General features: G+C 54.3%; 13 protein-coding genes, 1 tRNA gene and 1 pseudogene. 7 read left to right on the top strand and 8 right to left on the bottom strand.

Annotation, left to right across the window (positions count from 1 at the left end; all coding sequences use genetic code 11):
* Positions 1–177: 177 nt before the first annotated feature.
* A complete protein-coding gene (locus BUA39_RS15560) occupies positions 178–801 on the bottom strand; it encodes an FMN-dependent NADH-azoreductase (protein ID WP_072794144.1) in 624 nt (207 codons plus the stop codon).
* Between the two features lie 115 nt (positions 802–916).
* Between BUA39_RS15560 and BUA39_RS15555 the strand changes: the two genes are divergently transcribed.
* Positions 917–1,222, top strand: coding sequence for an antibiotic biosynthesis monooxygenase family protein (locus BUA39_RS15555; protein WP_072794143.1), 306 nt, complete (start codon positions 917–919; stop codon positions 1,220–1,222).
* A gap of 6 nt (positions 1,223–1,228) precedes the next feature.
* Positions 1,229–1,915, top strand: a complete 687-nt coding sequence (locus BUA39_RS15550; protein WP_072794142.1) for a helix-turn-helix transcriptional regulator — start codon at positions 1,229–1,231, stop codon at positions 1,913–1,915.
* Positions 1,916–2,447: 532 nt separating this feature from the next.
* Here BUA39_RS15550 and BUA39_RS15545 read toward each other — a convergent pair.
* The 3 genes from BUA39_RS15545 to BUA39_RS15535 are packed head-to-tail and all read right to left on the bottom strand — an operon-like array spanning position 2,448 to position 5,487.
* Positions 2,448–3,959, bottom strand: coding sequence for a tripartite tricarboxylate transporter permease (locus tag BUA39_RS15545; protein ID WP_072794141.1), 1,512 nt, complete (start codon positions 3,957–3,959; stop codon positions 2,448–2,450).
* 1 nt (position 3,960) lies between these two features.
* Positions 3,961–4,443: a tripartite tricarboxylate transporter TctB family protein gene (locus tag BUA39_RS15540; protein ID WP_072794140.1), complete on the bottom strand. Its 483-nt coding sequence runs from the start codon at positions 4,441–4,443 to the stop codon at positions 3,961–3,963.
* 60 nt (positions 4,444–4,503) lie between these two features.
* Positions 4,504–5,487 carry a tripartite tricarboxylate transporter substrate binding protein gene (locus tag BUA39_RS15535; RefSeq protein WP_072794139.1) on the bottom strand — a complete coding sequence of 328 codons (984 nt, stop codon included), beginning with the start codon at positions 5,485–5,487 and terminating at the stop codon, positions 4,504–4,506.
* 108 nt (positions 5,488–5,595) lie between these two features.
* On the opposite strand from BUA39_RS15535, the gene BUA39_RS15530 reads away from it, so the two are divergent.
* The 3 genes from BUA39_RS15530 to BUA39_RS15520 are packed head-to-tail and all read left to right on the top strand — an operon-like array spanning position 5,596 to position 8,592.
* Positions 5,596–6,264, top strand: a complete 669-nt coding sequence (locus tag BUA39_RS15530) for a response regulator transcription factor (RefSeq protein ID WP_072794138.1) — start codon at positions 5,596–5,598, stop codon at positions 6,262–6,264.
* Between the two features lie 34 nt (positions 6,265–6,298).
* Positions 6,299–7,606 carry a sensor histidine kinase gene (locus BUA39_RS15525; RefSeq protein WP_242648616.1) on the top strand — a complete coding sequence of 436 codons (1,308 nt, stop codon included), beginning with the start codon at positions 6,299–6,301 and terminating at the stop codon, positions 7,604–7,606.
* A complete protein-coding gene (locus BUA39_RS15520) occupies positions 7,585–8,592 on the top strand; it encodes an ABC transporter substrate-binding protein (protein ID WP_072794136.1) in 1,008 nt (335 codons plus the stop codon). The genes BUA39_RS15525 and BUA39_RS15520 overlap by 22 nt, the downstream gene beginning before the upstream one ends.
* A gap of 147 nt (positions 8,593–8,739) precedes the next feature.
* On the opposite strand, the pseudogene BUA39_RS17010 reads toward BUA39_RS15520, so the two are convergent.
* The 4 genes and pseudogenes from BUA39_RS17010 to hmgA all read right to left on the bottom strand — a co-directional run.
* A pseudogene (locus tag BUA39_RS17010) lies at positions 8,740–8,865 on the bottom strand (integrase); the annotation flags it as partial.
* Between the two features lie 855 nt (positions 8,866–9,720).
* Positions 9,721–9,796, bottom strand: a tRNA-Thr gene (locus BUA39_RS15510).
* A 121-nt stretch (positions 9,797–9,917) separates the two neighbouring features.
* The gene (gene fahA, locus BUA39_RS15505) at positions 9,918–11,177 is read right to left on the bottom strand and encodes a fumarylacetoacetase (RefSeq protein ID WP_072794135.1); all 1,260 of its coding nucleotides are present in this window, start codon (positions 11,175–11,177) and stop codon (positions 9,918–9,920) included.
* A gap of 23 nt (positions 11,178–11,200) precedes the next feature.
* Positions 11,201–12,562, bottom strand: coding sequence for a homogentisate 1,2-dioxygenase (gene hmgA, locus BUA39_RS15500; RefSeq protein WP_072794134.1), 1,362 nt, complete (start codon positions 12,560–12,562; stop codon positions 11,201–11,203).
* Between the two features lie 144 nt (positions 12,563–12,706).
* On the opposite strand from hmgA, the gene BUA39_RS15495 reads away from it, so the two are divergent.
* Both BUA39_RS15495 and maiA read left to right on the top strand, forming a co-directional pair.
* Positions 12,707–13,162: a MarR family winged helix-turn-helix transcriptional regulator gene (locus BUA39_RS15495; RefSeq protein ID WP_072794133.1), complete on the top strand. Its 456-nt coding sequence runs from the start codon at positions 12,707–12,709 to the stop codon at positions 13,160–13,162.
* On the top strand, positions 13,146–13,763 hold the full coding sequence (gene maiA, locus BUA39_RS15490; RefSeq protein WP_072794132.1) for a maleylacetoacetate isomerase: 618 nt from the start codon (positions 13,146–13,148) through the stop codon (positions 13,761–13,763). The genes BUA39_RS15495 and maiA overlap by 17 nt, the downstream gene beginning before the upstream one ends.
* Positions 13,764–13,867: the final 104 nt, after the last annotated feature.

Genomic DNA, 13,867 nt, shown 5'->3' with positions numbered 1-13,867 from the left:
ATTGACGCGCGCGCTGGTCCACAAGATTGTGGACAGCGTTTCATCGCCGACGATATCTGCCAACTGCGCCCGCATCGAACGGCGACTCTTGATGGTTTCGGGAATGGCATGTCCAGCAATGAGCGCTAAGGATCCGCCATTTCCGAGGAGTTCCTTACCCGCCAGACGATAACAAAGCTAAGTCCACTTTCGTGCGAGCGCCTCTGCCTCAAGTTTTGCCGCCTTCATTGCCGCGTCGGCGGCTTCAACAGACGCAAACATCATCGGGCGGGCCGAGATAAAATCAATCTCCGTCACACCCAGAAACCCTAGGATTGCAGCAGTATGTGGTGTCAATGAGTCCAAACCAAAAAACGGTTCACCGACACCATACCCCCCTCCCGCGGCGCTAAGAACCGCAACCTTTTTGTCGCCAAGCAGGCCCTTCATCCCATTGGCATCCGCAACAAAGGTCAGCCCGTTCCGCGAGATGTGGTCGAAGAATGCCTTTAGCGTTGAAGGCATGCCGAAATTATAGATTGGCGTTCCAATGACGATAACATCAGAACGCAATACCCGTTCAGCCAAAGCGTCTGAATCGGCAATGGCTTCTCTCATCTCCGGCGTGTGTTCGGTCGCAGATATTGAAACTGCAGCAGCCTCCATTGCGCCAAAGTGGCGGGGCGTCTGTTTTACGAGATCGAGCCGATCTACAGACAATTCGGAGCATCGCTGGCTTAGCTCAGAAACAAAAAAGGCAGACAAAGCGCGAGAGTGGGAGCCATCTTCGCGCGCAGAGGCATCAACGTGTAGGAGTTTCATTTTTTTCCTCGACAATTCTTACTGATTGCCTGTGTGACGCAACACAACTGACATAACCTGTCAGTTTGGGGTGCCTATAAAAAACCCTCTGAGACACCGTTTAGGAAACCAAAAAATGGCAAACCATATTGTAGAAACTGTGACCTTCAAACTCGTCGAGGGCGCAGATTCAGATGCCTTCGTCATCGCCGCCAATGCGATGACGAATTGGATCGAAACACAGCCCGGCTTCATTCGACGCCGCCTGTCCTGCACGGAGGATGGGACTTGGATAGAACATATCGAATGGGCCGATATGGAAGCCGCTCTCGGTGCCGCTAAGGGGATTGGGACAGAGTCCGGCAATGCGGAATTTCTCAAGGCGATTGATGGATCGAGTGTGGCGATGAGCCATTCCCGGCTTGAAGTTAGTCTAGGCTAGAACGCGTTGCGACGCGCTGAAAGACTTGCAGAAATCGTGGAGATCGTTCGTGATGGACGGCTCCACACTGCGCGCGACCTTGCGGAATCTCTCGAAGTCTCTGATCGAACAATCTACAGGGATATGGACACGCTCGCCGCCTCTGGGGTTCCTATAGAGGGGGAGCGCGGCGTCGGCTACTTGCTACGAGAGCCCGTTTTTCTACCTCCCCTGGCTCTTTCTTCGACCGAGTTGGAAGCCCTTAGTCTTGGCATGGCCATCGTGCGCGAGGCTGCAGACCCGGAATTGCAAGAAGCCGCAATGACTCTTTTGGGGAAGGTCGAAGGACATGCATCAATCCGCAGACGCTCGCCCAAATCTTGGGGCTTCGGTGTTTACGCATTCGAACAAGCGAAACCAGGCTTTGTTCACATGCCGCTCATTAGGCGAGCGGTCCAAGAACGTCTGAAACTCAGAATCACCTACGTCTCGTTGGCAGGCGACAAATCTGAGCGGATCATCCGTCCCCTCCAGACGGACTATTGGGGCCGAGTTTGGACCTGTTCCGCATGGTGCGAGCTTAGAAACGCCTTCCGTGCTTTCAGGATTGACCGGATTAGCGGTTGTTTTGACACCAATGAGCACTTCGATGTCGAACACGGGAAGACAATTGAAGATTACCTGGAAAAAATCGCGAAAACGTTTGAGAACTAGAGATAGGACCCAGTCCCGGCGATAAAGGCCTAGGACAGTTCCTTAGTTCTGTCTGTCCACCGGGTTTTGGCCGGACCACATTTGGCGGAAGGCCATCGTGATCCAAAGTACGCTTGTCGGCCGCAGATTTCACTTGATCATTTGAAACACGCTTGGTCCACTCGGTAATGCTCGGCATTCTGGCGCTGGGATAGCAACGAACGTCTGCTGCCGAAAACTTGGCAACTGCTTTTTTGCACCCGCAGCGAATGATTGGTTTCTGCCGATTCTGTTGAAAAACAACTTGTTGCTTAAGCAGCATTTCCTCGCATGTGCAGCGCAGCAGAATTGACCGAGGCGGCCACTGAGAAGGGCAAGATTTGAGTATTCCCAAACCTCCCTTTCGCCCCGTGAGGATCAAGCAATCGGGTCGCAGACAAACTCAGACTTCATACCAACGAGATTGGAAGTCTACGAGCTCACTTCCGATAGTGAATTCCCGGCGGATGAGTTGGTAGCACTCCAACTCTAAACTCGACCGCATCAAGGATGCTCAGTCGCCGTCGGCAACGCCTTGTGCTCGGGCTTTTGCGCGGCGTGCGCGGTAGCTTGGCAGCAGGATCAGGATGGCCGCGATGACGAGCAATCCCAGCGTCATCGGACGTTCCCAGATAAAGGACACGCCGTCATAAAGCTGCATCGAGCGCGAGAAGTTGTTTTCCAGCATGCCGCCCAGAATGAAACCGATCAGCAGCGGTGCCAGCGGATAGTCGGCGAATTTGAGCGCGGTTGCGAAGACGCCAAATCCAACAAGAATGAGCAACTCGGTCGCGTTATTCTGCCCGATATATGCGCCCATCAAGGTAAAGAACAAAATGAATGGGATCAGGAAGTTGCGCGGGATTGACAGCACCTTTGCGATATAAGGGATCAGCGGCAAGTTCAGGATCAAAAGTACAAGGTTGCCAATGAACATCGACATGATCACCGCCCAAAAAATCTGAGGCTCGTCGATCATCAGGCGTGGGCCGGGTGACACGTTGAGGGCAATCAGTGCCCCCAGCAGGATGGCGGTGGTGCCAGAGCCGGGGATGCCGAGTGTCAGCAACGGCACAAACGATCCAGTGCAGGCAGCGTTGTTGGCTGTTTCTGGGGCAGCGAGCCCCTTGATAGAACCTTTGCCAAACTCTTCTTGCTCGGCCTTCGGGGCAATGTTGCGTTCCACTGCATAGCCCAAGAAGCTGGCGATGGTTGCGCCCGCGCCGGGCAGAACACCGATAAAGAAGCCTTGTATGGACTGGCGACCAATGACCGGCGCGATGGAACGCGCCTCGGAACGCGTGATGCGCAGGTCCTTGATCTCGCCGTCGGCAGTTCCTGCCACTTTGGGTTTCAGAACCAGAAACAGCGCTTCGGGCAGGGCGAACATTGCCATGGCCAGCGTGATGAAACCAAAGCCGGATTGCAGGTCCATGATGCCAGCCGTAAAGCGTGGCAGGTTGAACAATGCACCTTCGCCAACGGTGGCCATGATCAGTCCAAGAACGGTCATCACTATGGCTTTGGCAACCTGACCTGTGCCTGCAAAGGCAGCAATGGCAGACAGGCCAACAACCATTAGGGCAAAGTACTCAGCGGAATGAAAGAGCAGCGCCACAGACGACAGCATCGGCGCGAAAATCATCAACAACAGAGCACCGATGGTGCCACCGGCAAAGCTCGCGACGGCGGCGATGGTCAGCGCCTTGCCTGCCTTGCCTTGTCTGGCCATCGGATAGCCATCAAAACTTGACGCGACAGTACCGGCAACGCCGGGCGCATTCAGCAGAATGGACGAGGTAGAGCCGCCGAAGATTGCACCGTAGTAAACACCGGCGAGTAAGATCAAAGCGGCGGATGGGTCGCCCATGGATATGGCGATAGGGATCATAATGGCGATGATTGACATCGGACCCAGTCCGGGCAGCATTCCGATGAATGTTCCAATTAGGCAACCTGCGATGACCATCAGCAGGTTTTGCAACGACATTGCGGTCTGAAGACCGATCAGAAGTCCTTCTAACATATCAACCTCCGAAAATGCCGGGCAGCGGGCGCATGTAGATGCCCAGTACCTCTTGCACCAAATACCAGACAATCATCGTCGCGATGACAGCAACCGAGATCATCAGGATCCATTTGCGTTCACCCAAAACGAATGAGCCAAAAAACAAAAACGCGGTGGTCGAGATGATGAAACCCACCGGGCGCAGACAGAGCGCGTAAGCGACCATCAGCGCCAGAAGCACAATCGCCTGACCCAACTTGTATTCGTGCAAGCGGCGGTAATCGATTTCGGCTTCTTTGGGTTCGGATTTTTCAATGCCGGACAGTATCACCAGACACGCGCCAATCGCGAGAACCGACAGAACTTTGGGGAATGTGCTTGGCCAGATCGGGTTGCGCTTCATGAATGGCGCAAGGCTTGCGTCCATCGTGAACCATGCGGTGTACCCGTAAACAAGACAGATTCCGAGCAATATCAATGCTATCCAGCGATCAAGCGCCATGTCCTACCCCCCTAGTCAAAAATGGCAGAGCGGTGAAACGCTCTGCCAGAATGGATTTCCTTAAAGGAAGCCCAGTTTCTTCATCAGATCGCCGATGACTTTTTCCTGATCTTCCAGGAAGGCTTTGAAGTCGTCGCCTGGGTTGTGGATGTTGACCCAACCGTTGCGTGCGCGGACTTCTTCCCACTCGGGGGTGTCGTACATCTTGGCAATTGCTTCCTGATAGGCTGCTGTTTTCTCAGCCGACAGACCCGGTGCGCCAAAGAACCCACGCCAGTTTACAAAGGTCATGTCGATGCCTTGCTCTTTCATAGTCATTGCGTCCGCTGCCGCTGGAACACGCGCGTCTGCGGTTATGCCAATGATTTTGACTTCGCCTGCATTGGCCAGATCAATCGCTTCGGACAGACCGGTGGAAAGCGCTGCGATTTCACCCGAAAGCAGGGCTGCCATGGCTTTGCCGCCTGCGTCGTATGGGATGTATTTCACGTCAAGCGCATCTTTGCCTGCCGCTTCCATCGCCATTGCAGCAACCAAGTGGTCCATGCCGCCCGGAACCGAGCCACCGCCAATCGCGGTCGCCGAAGGGTCGGCGTCATAGGCCGCAATCAGGTCGCTCATGTTGTTAATCGGGCTGTCTTTGCCAACAACCATTGCTGCATAGTCACCAATGGTGCCTGCAACCAAGGTCAGATCACGGAAGCTCTGTGGGAATACACCGGTCAGCGAGCGGATCACGATTGGGGTCGAATTGACCATCAACGTGCCTTCATTGCTGTCGGCGTTTTCGATCAGGTAACCAATGGCTTTGCCGCCGCCGCCGCCAGACATGTTTTCGTAGGACGCGGACCCAACAAGACCGGATTTTGTCAGGGCTTCCCCTGTACCACGTGCGGTTCCGTCCCAACCGCCACCTGCACCACCGGGGATCAGAAAGTGAATGCTGTCAACAACCTGATGGCCACCAGCGGCAACCGGTCCAGCAAAACCAAAAGCGGCTACAGCCGCGATCAGAGCGCGACGGCCCATTTTGAAATTCGTCATATTGTCCTCCCATTTGACAACTGTCCGCAAGGCGGCTCAGTTAAGGAGGCATAATGCACATCAACCTGACACTAACCTGTCACCAAGACAAAAACGTTTCTGGGTAGAATGAAATTCCTTCTAATCGAAGACAACCGAGACCTTGCCAGCGCGATAATATCGCGGATGCGGTTGGACGGACATGTTATTGATCATGCAGAGAAATTATCGGATGCAGCAGCCTTCGTTGAGACCGGGGAGTATGATCTGATCCTGTTGGATATTATGCTGCCTGATGGCGACGGGCGCGACTTCCTGCAACAGCATCGCGCCAGCGACTTGGACACCCCAGTGATCGTGCTCACGGCGCGAAGCCAGGTGTCAGATCGAATCGGATCACTTGATCTGGGGGCCGACGACTATGTCACCAAACCCTTCGATCATGCCGAATTGGAGGCCCGTTGCCGCGCCGTCCTACGTCGCAAATCAGGCAATTCCAAAACGACGGTCGAGATTGGTGGCGTCGTGTTCGACCCCGTGGCAGGCCACCTGACCGTTGGGGGCGAAGCCGTTACGATGCGCAATCGCGAGTTGCGTCTGCTTGAACTGTTCCTCAACGCGCCCGGTCAAATTTTTCCCAAGACCAAGTTAGCTGATCGATTATTTTCCTACGATGAAGATGTCTCGGAAAACGCGATTGAAGTGTACATTGCACGCCTGCGCAAACACTTATCGGCCTCGAACCTCAGGATCATCACCTTGCGCGGCCTTGGCTACCGGTTGGACCGTGATGAATAGCGTTGCAACATCGGGATCGCTCAGGAACCGGCTGATGCTAACATTGATCGGCGGCGCTGCAGTGCTCGCTTTGCTGTTGTTCTTTACTGTTCGCAACTATGCCGTACAGGTGGCGCAACAAGGTCAAGACAGCATCCTTGAAGCTTCGGCTAAATCCATGCTCGACGCTGCCACGATCCGGGATGGTGTGGTAGAGCTTGACTTGCCCTACTCAGCCTTTTCGATCCTCAGCACCGCTGCTGACGATCGCGTATTTTATGCCATCTTACAGGACGGGAATTTCCTGTCTGGCTATGAGGACCTGACATTCTCTGACAGTCAAACCTTCCAGAGCGACTACATTCGCGGCTCGGGTGTTCGAAAAATCAGCGCAAGCCGCACCTTGATCGGCGCCAATCGCAGAACGGAACTCCAAATCGTTGTTGCCCAGACAAAAGATGCGCTTTCCGAAACCCTTGACCGAATTTCACGCAATACAGCGCTCTTGGGCATCGGCTTTTTTGTACTGGCGGTGGCTCTGTCCTTTTGGGCCACGTCAACCACCATTGGCCAACTTGGCAAGCTGACAACCTCCGTCACGCGAAGGGGACCGCAGGACCTGAGCCCATTTGCAAAACCCGTGCCTAGGGAAATGGTACCCTTGGTAAGCTCGCTGAACTCGCTGATGGGGCGGCTCGATCAATCGTTAAGCCAGTCGGAAGACTTCATTGCGGAAGCCGCCCATCGGGTTCGAACGCCGCTGGCGACGGTTCGGTCGTATGCAGAAGCGACGTTGCAGCGCGTCGACAAAGAAGAGAACCGCGAGGCAATGCGCTCGATGGTGAAAGCCATCGACGAAAGCTCGCGCGCTGCGGGCCAATTGCTGGATCATGCGATGATCACTTTCCGGGCAGACCATCTTGAACGGGACGAGATCGACCTCGTCGATCTGGTGACAGACCTGGTTCAGCGAATGACGCCGATTGCGGAAATGAAAGACCTTTCACTTAAGGTGCTGGGGGTTCCGCGCGCTCCCTATTCAGGCGATCCAGTCCTGATCCAGAACGCCGTGCGCAACCTTATCGATAATGCGATGAAGTATGGGCCAGCAGAGAGCTCCATCGAGATCACCGTTTCCGCAAACCCAAGGCCACGGATTACGGTTTGCGATCACGGCTCCGGGTTCCCATCGAGCGAGATCGGAACTTTGACCACCCGTTTTCAGCGCGGGGCAAATGCGAAAGACACAATTGGCTCGGGCCTCGGGCTGACCATCGCACAGGACGTTGCAATGGCCCATGGCGGCGGGATCGAACTAGAAAACCAGCCGGAGGGCGGCGCGTGCGTAACCTTATCGTTTTAGCTCTGGTCTTTCTCTGTCATGCCGGATGGGCACAGGATTGGGAAGATCAGCAAATCTTCAAAGAGGCACAAGCGACAGCGACCCTGCGTATCATCTCAAGTACGGACACGGATTTGTTTGCTCCACTGATCGAGGCTTTCGTCTCGCGAAACCCAGATATCGCCATCGAGTATCTAGTTACCGGCACGGCGGATCTCGACCGACGGTTTCGGAGAACACCCGACGCTTTCGACATTGCTATCTCCAGCGCCATGGACTTGCAGTTTAGACTTACGAATGACGGATACGCCCTAGAGCTGGATGGCGTTTCGCACCCAGCTTGGGCGCAATGGCGGCGAAGCTTGTTTGCATTTACCTCAGAACCAGCCGCGATAGTCATCAATCGAGCAGCTTTCGACGGGCAGCCAATCCCACAAACCCGGCAAGAGTTGATCGAAGCCTTGCGCGCGCGACCGGAGGTGTTTCGTGGCCGCGTCGGAACCTATGACGTCCGCCAGTCCGGGCTAGGCTATCTTTTCGCAACACAGGACGCGCGGGCGTCTGAGACATTTTGGCGGCTAATGGAAGTGATGGGCGGGCTTGATGCCCGACTTTACTGTTGTTCGGGCGATATGATTGATGATCTCACCAATGGGACGATCGCTGTCGCCTATAACGTGCTGGGAAGCTACGCCGAAGCGCGCGCAGAAAGCCAGGATGTTTTCGAAATCATACTGCCCTCTGACTTTCCAACTACAATGATGCGGACAGCCTTGGTCTCCAAGGAAACCGGTGAACCGGAGGCAGCCCAGCGGTTCATTCAGTTTCTTGTCACATATCAATTCGAGCCAACGGACGTAACTCGCACGCTGCCACCGCTTCACGATAGAGAGAATGGCACCGAACGCGCAACCATTGCGCTGGAACCCACTTTGATGACATTTCTTGATGCTCTGAAGCGAGATAAGTTTCTTACAGAATGGGAAAACGCGCTGATCCAAAACTAAGGTCTTTCGAGCGCCTTGCGATTTCCCGCTTCCGGACATTAGTTGATCTTGCAGCATCGGCTATTTGGCTCGCAATTCGTTTTCGCACTGCGTTATTTTAGGTCTTTTCTGAGTTGGCGAACGGCTAGCACCCTTGGCCAACATTGTTTAAATGTCGATGCGCTCTGCAATACTCAGAGCATCTTCCAATTCGACGCCAAGGTAGCGCATTGTGCTATCAACCTTCGTATGGCCAGGCAAAAGTTGAACAGCACGAAGGTTGCCAGTCTTACGGCTTTGGAGTAGCCCCCTGAAAGGGGTCCACCAACTGGGATAAATTTGTCCCGCAAATTGGAGGATCAACAAGGTCTAGAAATCGAGCTTCGGTATCAGAATGCAGTGCCAGAATTGTATGAGAATGAGGTAGCTGAACAAAGCTTGAAGCGTACTCTCTAGTTCCTGAGAAGCCGACAAAAGACATCATAAATGGATGGAGCTTTCTTCGGCTTTTGAACTTATGCCTCGATACCGTTTTGTTGAGAATATGATTGTAAACCCTAGGAATAGAAGCTGATACGTATTCTAGGATTTTCTCTATGGAGATTATGTATCCATTAATTGGTGGCTTGTGGTGGCAATTAACGTAGTAGAACCTTTGTCTTTGGATACTTGTTTTGGAAGTTTGGTTTGATCTCTTTTGCTTAAGTTCGAAGGTATCCTTGAGACCTTTGTTTATTGTTTCTCTTGGTGCTGTAGCTCTCTTAGTTTTCATATTTTGGGTTTCATTAGGTAGTAAAAATTAATGGCATCTCTGGATCACTCAGAGTTACCTCAAATGCCTTTGCTGGCTGGGAATCTAGAAACGGATTCTTCGTTGCATCAATGTGCCTTCTAGACTCAGAATTTGACTGGGATTTGCTGGCCTAATTCTAAATCTATATATGCAAAAATACCCCAAAAACGGGTATCAAAATTAAAAATATTTAATTTTTTCAGGAGGTTAGATAAATCAATATATCAAACTTTTGCACAGAAGTACATCTGATTAGCTCATCAAAGTAACAAGCAGAACTCACGGTTGTCTATAACTTTGAGTTACACAACGTCAAATTGCCAAAGTCGACGTAAGTATTTGATTTTAGGATTTTGTGGTGCCCCCACACGGACTCGAACCGCGGACCTACTGATTACAAATCAGTTGCTCTACCAGCTGAGCTATAGGGGCACTGAGGGGTCATTTAGACCAAGCTTTCGGCGGGCGCAAGATAGGTTTTTACGCAACCGTGCTGATTTTTTCACAGCAAAACACCCCGATCAAATGTCGGGGTGCCCTGATCGTTTGCAGCCTATTTCGCGAAGTCCGGGATCGCGGGTGCGGGTAGGATCTTACCAGTCACTTCCCCGAAACCGACCTTGAAGCCATCCCCCGATGCTGCGCCGCGCAGGGTCAGCGTGTCGCCGTCTTCGATGAAGCTGCGGGATTCGCCGGTGTCCAGCGTCAGGGGCTCTTTGCCACCCCAGCTGAGTTCCAGCAATGAACCACGGTTTTCCTTTTCCGGGCCAGAGATCGTGCCCGATCCAAGCAAGTCACCTACCCGCATCGAACAACCCGATGTTGTGTGATGGCACAGTTGCTGCGCGGCGGAATAATACATCTCGTTGTAGTTGGTGCGCGCGATGATGGATTCAGAACCACCTTCCGGGGTCAGGCCAACTTCGAGATCAATGTCATAGAGCATCGGGCCTGGCTCTTTCAGGTACGGCAGTAGCGGGCGTTCGCGCTCTGGCGTCGACGTGCGGAACGGCTCGAGTGCGGCGCGGGTTACGATCCATGGGCTGATCGAGGTCGCTGTAGCTTTGGCTTGGAATGGACCAAGCGGCTGGTATTCCCAGGCCTGAATGTCGCGCGCGGACCAGTCATTCAGCAGCACGTAACCAAAGATATTGTCGTCCGCTTGTTGCACCGAAATCATGCCGTCAGAGGGTTGGCCGACGATGGCGCCCATTTCCAGTTCGATGTCAAAACGCGCGCAGGGGCCAAAACGAGGCAACTCGTCGTTTGGTCCTTTCAACTGGCCGTTCGGGCGCACGACGTCGGTGCCAGAAACCACCACAGAAGAGGCGCGGCCATTGTAGCCGATTGGGATTGAGAGCCAGTTCGGCGGCAGGGCGTTTTCAGGGCCACGGAACATGGTGCCCACGTTGAAGGCATGGTTTTTGCCTGCATAGAAGTCGGTGTATTCGGCCACCACAAACGGCATGTGCATGGTGGCATCCTCTTGCGCCACCAGATGCGTGGCGAGATCCGCTTGGCCCGCGGCCCCTTCCGCCAATGCCGCTTGTAATTCAGAGCGCAGGGCGGCCCAAACCGCAGGGCCCGCCGCCATCACATCGTTCCAAGCGCCGTTTTGCAGCAATGGACCGCCGTCAAGAGGCAGCTTGCCCGCCGCTTCGAGCGCCGTGAGGTCAAGGATTTGATCCCCAATGGCCACGCCGCACCGCGCTGCGCCGCCATCGGTGGAAAACACCCCGTAGGGCAAGTTGTTCAGAGGAAAATCGGTGGTTGCAGAGTTCGCGCTCGCAACCCAGCTTTTGAGCAAAGTCATGGTCGGTCCTTATTATCTTGGCCTTATCGTTTCCAGTTGCCTTCAGGCGTGCCATCGAAGTGTTTCTCGAGGCTCTCCCAGCAATCAATATAGTCATCCTGCAGCGGGGCTTCTTTGGCGGCGAATTCCGTCAGGTGCTGCGGGAAACGGGTTTCGAACATGAAGGACATGGTGTTGTCCAACTTCTCTGGCCCAAGGTTGCTGTGCGTTGCCTTGTCGAAGGCGGTTTTGTCTGGCCCGTGCGGCAGCATCATATTGTGCAGGCTGATCCCGCCCGGCGCAAAGCCGTCTGGCTTCGCATCATATTCGCCATAGATATTGCCCATCAACTCGGACATGACGTTCTTGTGGTACCAAGGCGGACGGAACGTGTCTTCCATCGTCATCCAACGTTCGCGGAATAGAACGAAGTCGATGTTCGCTGTGCCCGGCACGCCGGATGGCGCGGTCAGGACGGTAAAGATAGACGGGTCGGGGTGATCAAACAGGATTGCGCCAATTGGGCAGTAATCCCGTAGGTCGTATTTACACGGCGCGTAGTTGCCGTGCCATGCCACAACATCCAGAGGCGAATGGCCAATGAACGTCTCGTGGAACTGACCCTGCCATTTGATCACCACGCGAGATTTTACCTCGCGATCTTCAAAGGCAGCGACCGGAGTCTTAAAGTCACGACGGTTCGCCATGCAGTTTGCGCCAATTGGCCCACGGCCCGGCAGTTCCAGTTTCTGTCCGTAGTTTTCGCAGACAAAGCCGCGCGCCGGTTTGCCGTCAGGCAGTTCAACACGATAGACCAGCCCGCGTGGCAGAATGGCGATCTCTTTTGGTTCAATGTCGATCACACCCAGTTCGGTGCAGAACCGCAGGCGGCCTTCTTGTGGCACCACCAACAATTCTGAATCAGCCGAAAAGAAATACTCGTCCACCATGCTTTCGGTGACCAGATAGACATGGGTTGCCATGCCCGCCTGTGTATAGACATCGCCTGCCGTGGTGACCGTGCGCATGCCGGTGACCCAAGTCAGCACTTCGCCTGAATGCGGGATCGGGTCCCAGCGGTATTGGCCCAGGGAAATCACGTCATCCAGCACGTGCGGGGCGGACTTCCAATAGGGCACGTCGATCTTTTCAAATCGTCCGACGTGTTTCACAGAGGGACGAATACGATAGCACCAAGTGCGTTCGTTCTGATGGCTCGGCGCGGTGAAGGCGGTGCCCGAAAGCTGTTCTCCATAGAGACCATAAGCGCATTTCTGCGGGCTGTTCATGCCCTGCGGCAACGCACCGGGCAGGGCCTCGGTTTCAAAATCATTGCCGAATCCCGGCATATAGCCCGGCGTCGTTCCCATAGTGTTTGTGGAACTGGTCAATCCGGTTTCAGTCATCGCAATCCTCCCTGGATGGCACAAAAGCCAGCACGCTTTGTCTTGCCCCCTAAGATCGTTGTAAATGAAACGATGTCAAGAAATTTGTTGCAACTGAAACGAATTTGAGGGCAATTTGGAGGTACCAACGCGGAGTTGATAGCGATGACACAGGACCTACCGGGCTTTGATCTGGAACATTATGTGCCCTACCAGTTCTCGGTGATTTCGGCGCAACTTAGCGCCAATCTCGCTGCGCTGTACCGGGATCGTTTTGGGATCAGCGTGGCCGAATGGCGCATTCTGGTGAACCTCGCCTATTCCGACAGCCGCACGGTGCGCGACATTCAGCAGCGCGTGCGTTTGGATAAGGCCAAGGTCAGCCGTGCCGTGGTGCAGCTGGAATCGCGTGGCTTGCTGACCAAGGAAATTGACGGCACCGACCGCCGCTTGCTGCATCTGGAACTGACGGACGCCGGTCGCCAGATGGTTTGCGAATTAGTACCCTTGGCCAATAAATTCCAAGACCAAGTCGCGCAGAAACTGTCCCTCGACATCGCCGACCTGCAATCGCAACTTGCCCACCTAATGAAGGAGCTCTCTGATGGCGAAACTTTATGATTACTGGCGCTCGTCAGCCAGCTACCGCGTGCGCATCGCCCTTGGTCTTGCGGAACTGGATTACGACACAGAGGTCGTGAATCTGCTGGAAGGTCAGCACCTGAAAGACAGCCACCTTGCGCGCAACCCGCAGGGCCTGGTTCCGGCGCTAGACATTGATGGCTACACGATGACCCAGTCGCTGGCGATCATCCAATACCTGGATGAGACCCTAAAGCTGGGTCTGCTGCCCAACCTGCCAATAGAGCGCGCCCAAGTCCGCGCCCTGTCTTACGCGATTGCCATGGAAATTCACCCGGTCTGCAACCTGCATGTGGTGGACTATGCGGTGTCGGAATCCGGCGGGCAAATCGACAAAGAGCAATGGATGCAGCATTTCATCGACAAAGGTCTGCGCGCCTATGAGGCGATGATCGGCGATGGCACATACAGCTACGGTGACACTGTCACTTTGGCTGACATCTGCCTTGTTCCACAGCTTTACAACGCCGATCGTTGGGGGGTGGATTTGACGGATATGCCAAAAATTCGCCGCGCGCGGGCGGCGCTTGAGGCGATCCCGGCATTTGCCAACGCGCATCCTGATAAGTGCAATAGATAACAGAGGGCCACGCCCGACCCTGGGTGGGCGCACAAAACGATCAGTCGATTCAATTGGTGGCAAAATTCGAAACCGACCTTTGTGCCGAAACCGCGCAATACGCC

This window comes from Cognatishimia maritima (assembly GCF_900129685.1).
Taxonomy (GTDB): domain Bacteria; phylum Pseudomonadota; class Alphaproteobacteria; order Rhodobacterales; family Rhodobacteraceae; genus Cognatishimia; species Cognatishimia maritima.
The sequence above is the reverse complement of the archived record's forward strand: the minus strand, read 5'-3'. Positions and strand labels throughout refer to the sequence as shown.

What these genes read in the sequence shown, in the direction of transcription:
- BUA39_RS15495 (WP_072794133.1), top strand. Translation starts at nt 12,707, where the DNA reads ATGACACAGGACCTACCGGGCTTTGATCTGGAACATTATGTGCCCTAC.
- maiA (WP_072794132.1), top strand. Translation starts at nt 13,146, where the DNA reads ATGGCGAAACTTTATGATTACTGGCGCTCGTCAGCCAGCTACCGCGTG.
- BUA39_RS15530 (WP_072794138.1), top strand. Translation starts at nt 5,596, where the DNA reads ATGAAATTCCTTCTAATCGAAGACAACCGAGACCTTGCCAGCGCGATA.
- fahA (WP_072794135.1), bottom strand. Translation starts at nt 11,177, where the DNA reads ATGACTTTGCTCAAAAGCTGGGTTGCGAGCGCGAACTCTGCAACCACC.
- BUA39_RS15560 (WP_072794144.1), bottom strand. Translation starts at nt 801, where the DNA reads ATGAAACTCCTACACGTTGATGCCTCTGCGCGCGAAGATGGCTCCCAC.
- BUA39_RS15525 (WP_242648616.1), top strand. Translation starts at nt 6,299, where the DNA reads ATGCTAACATTGATCGGCGGCGCTGCAGTGCTCGCTTTGCTGTTGTTC.
- BUA39_RS15535 (WP_072794139.1), bottom strand. Translation starts at nt 5,487, where the DNA reads ATGACGAATTTCAAAATGGGCCGTCGCGCTCTGATCGCGGCTGTAGCC.
- BUA39_RS15545 (WP_072794141.1), bottom strand. Translation starts at nt 3,959, where the DNA reads ATGTTAGAAGGACTTCTGATCGGTCTTCAGACCGCAATGTCGTTGCAA.
- hmgA (WP_072794134.1), bottom strand. Translation starts at nt 12,562, where the DNA reads ATGACTGAAACCGGATTGACCAGTTCCACAAACACTATGGGAACGACG.
- BUA39_RS15555 (WP_072794143.1), top strand. Translation starts at nt 917, where the DNA reads ATGGCAAACCATATTGTAGAAACTGTGACCTTCAAACTCGTCGAGGGC.
- BUA39_RS15540 (WP_072794140.1), bottom strand. Translation starts at nt 4,443, where the DNA reads ATGGCGCTTGATCGCTGGATAGCATTGATATTGCTCGGAATCTGTCTT.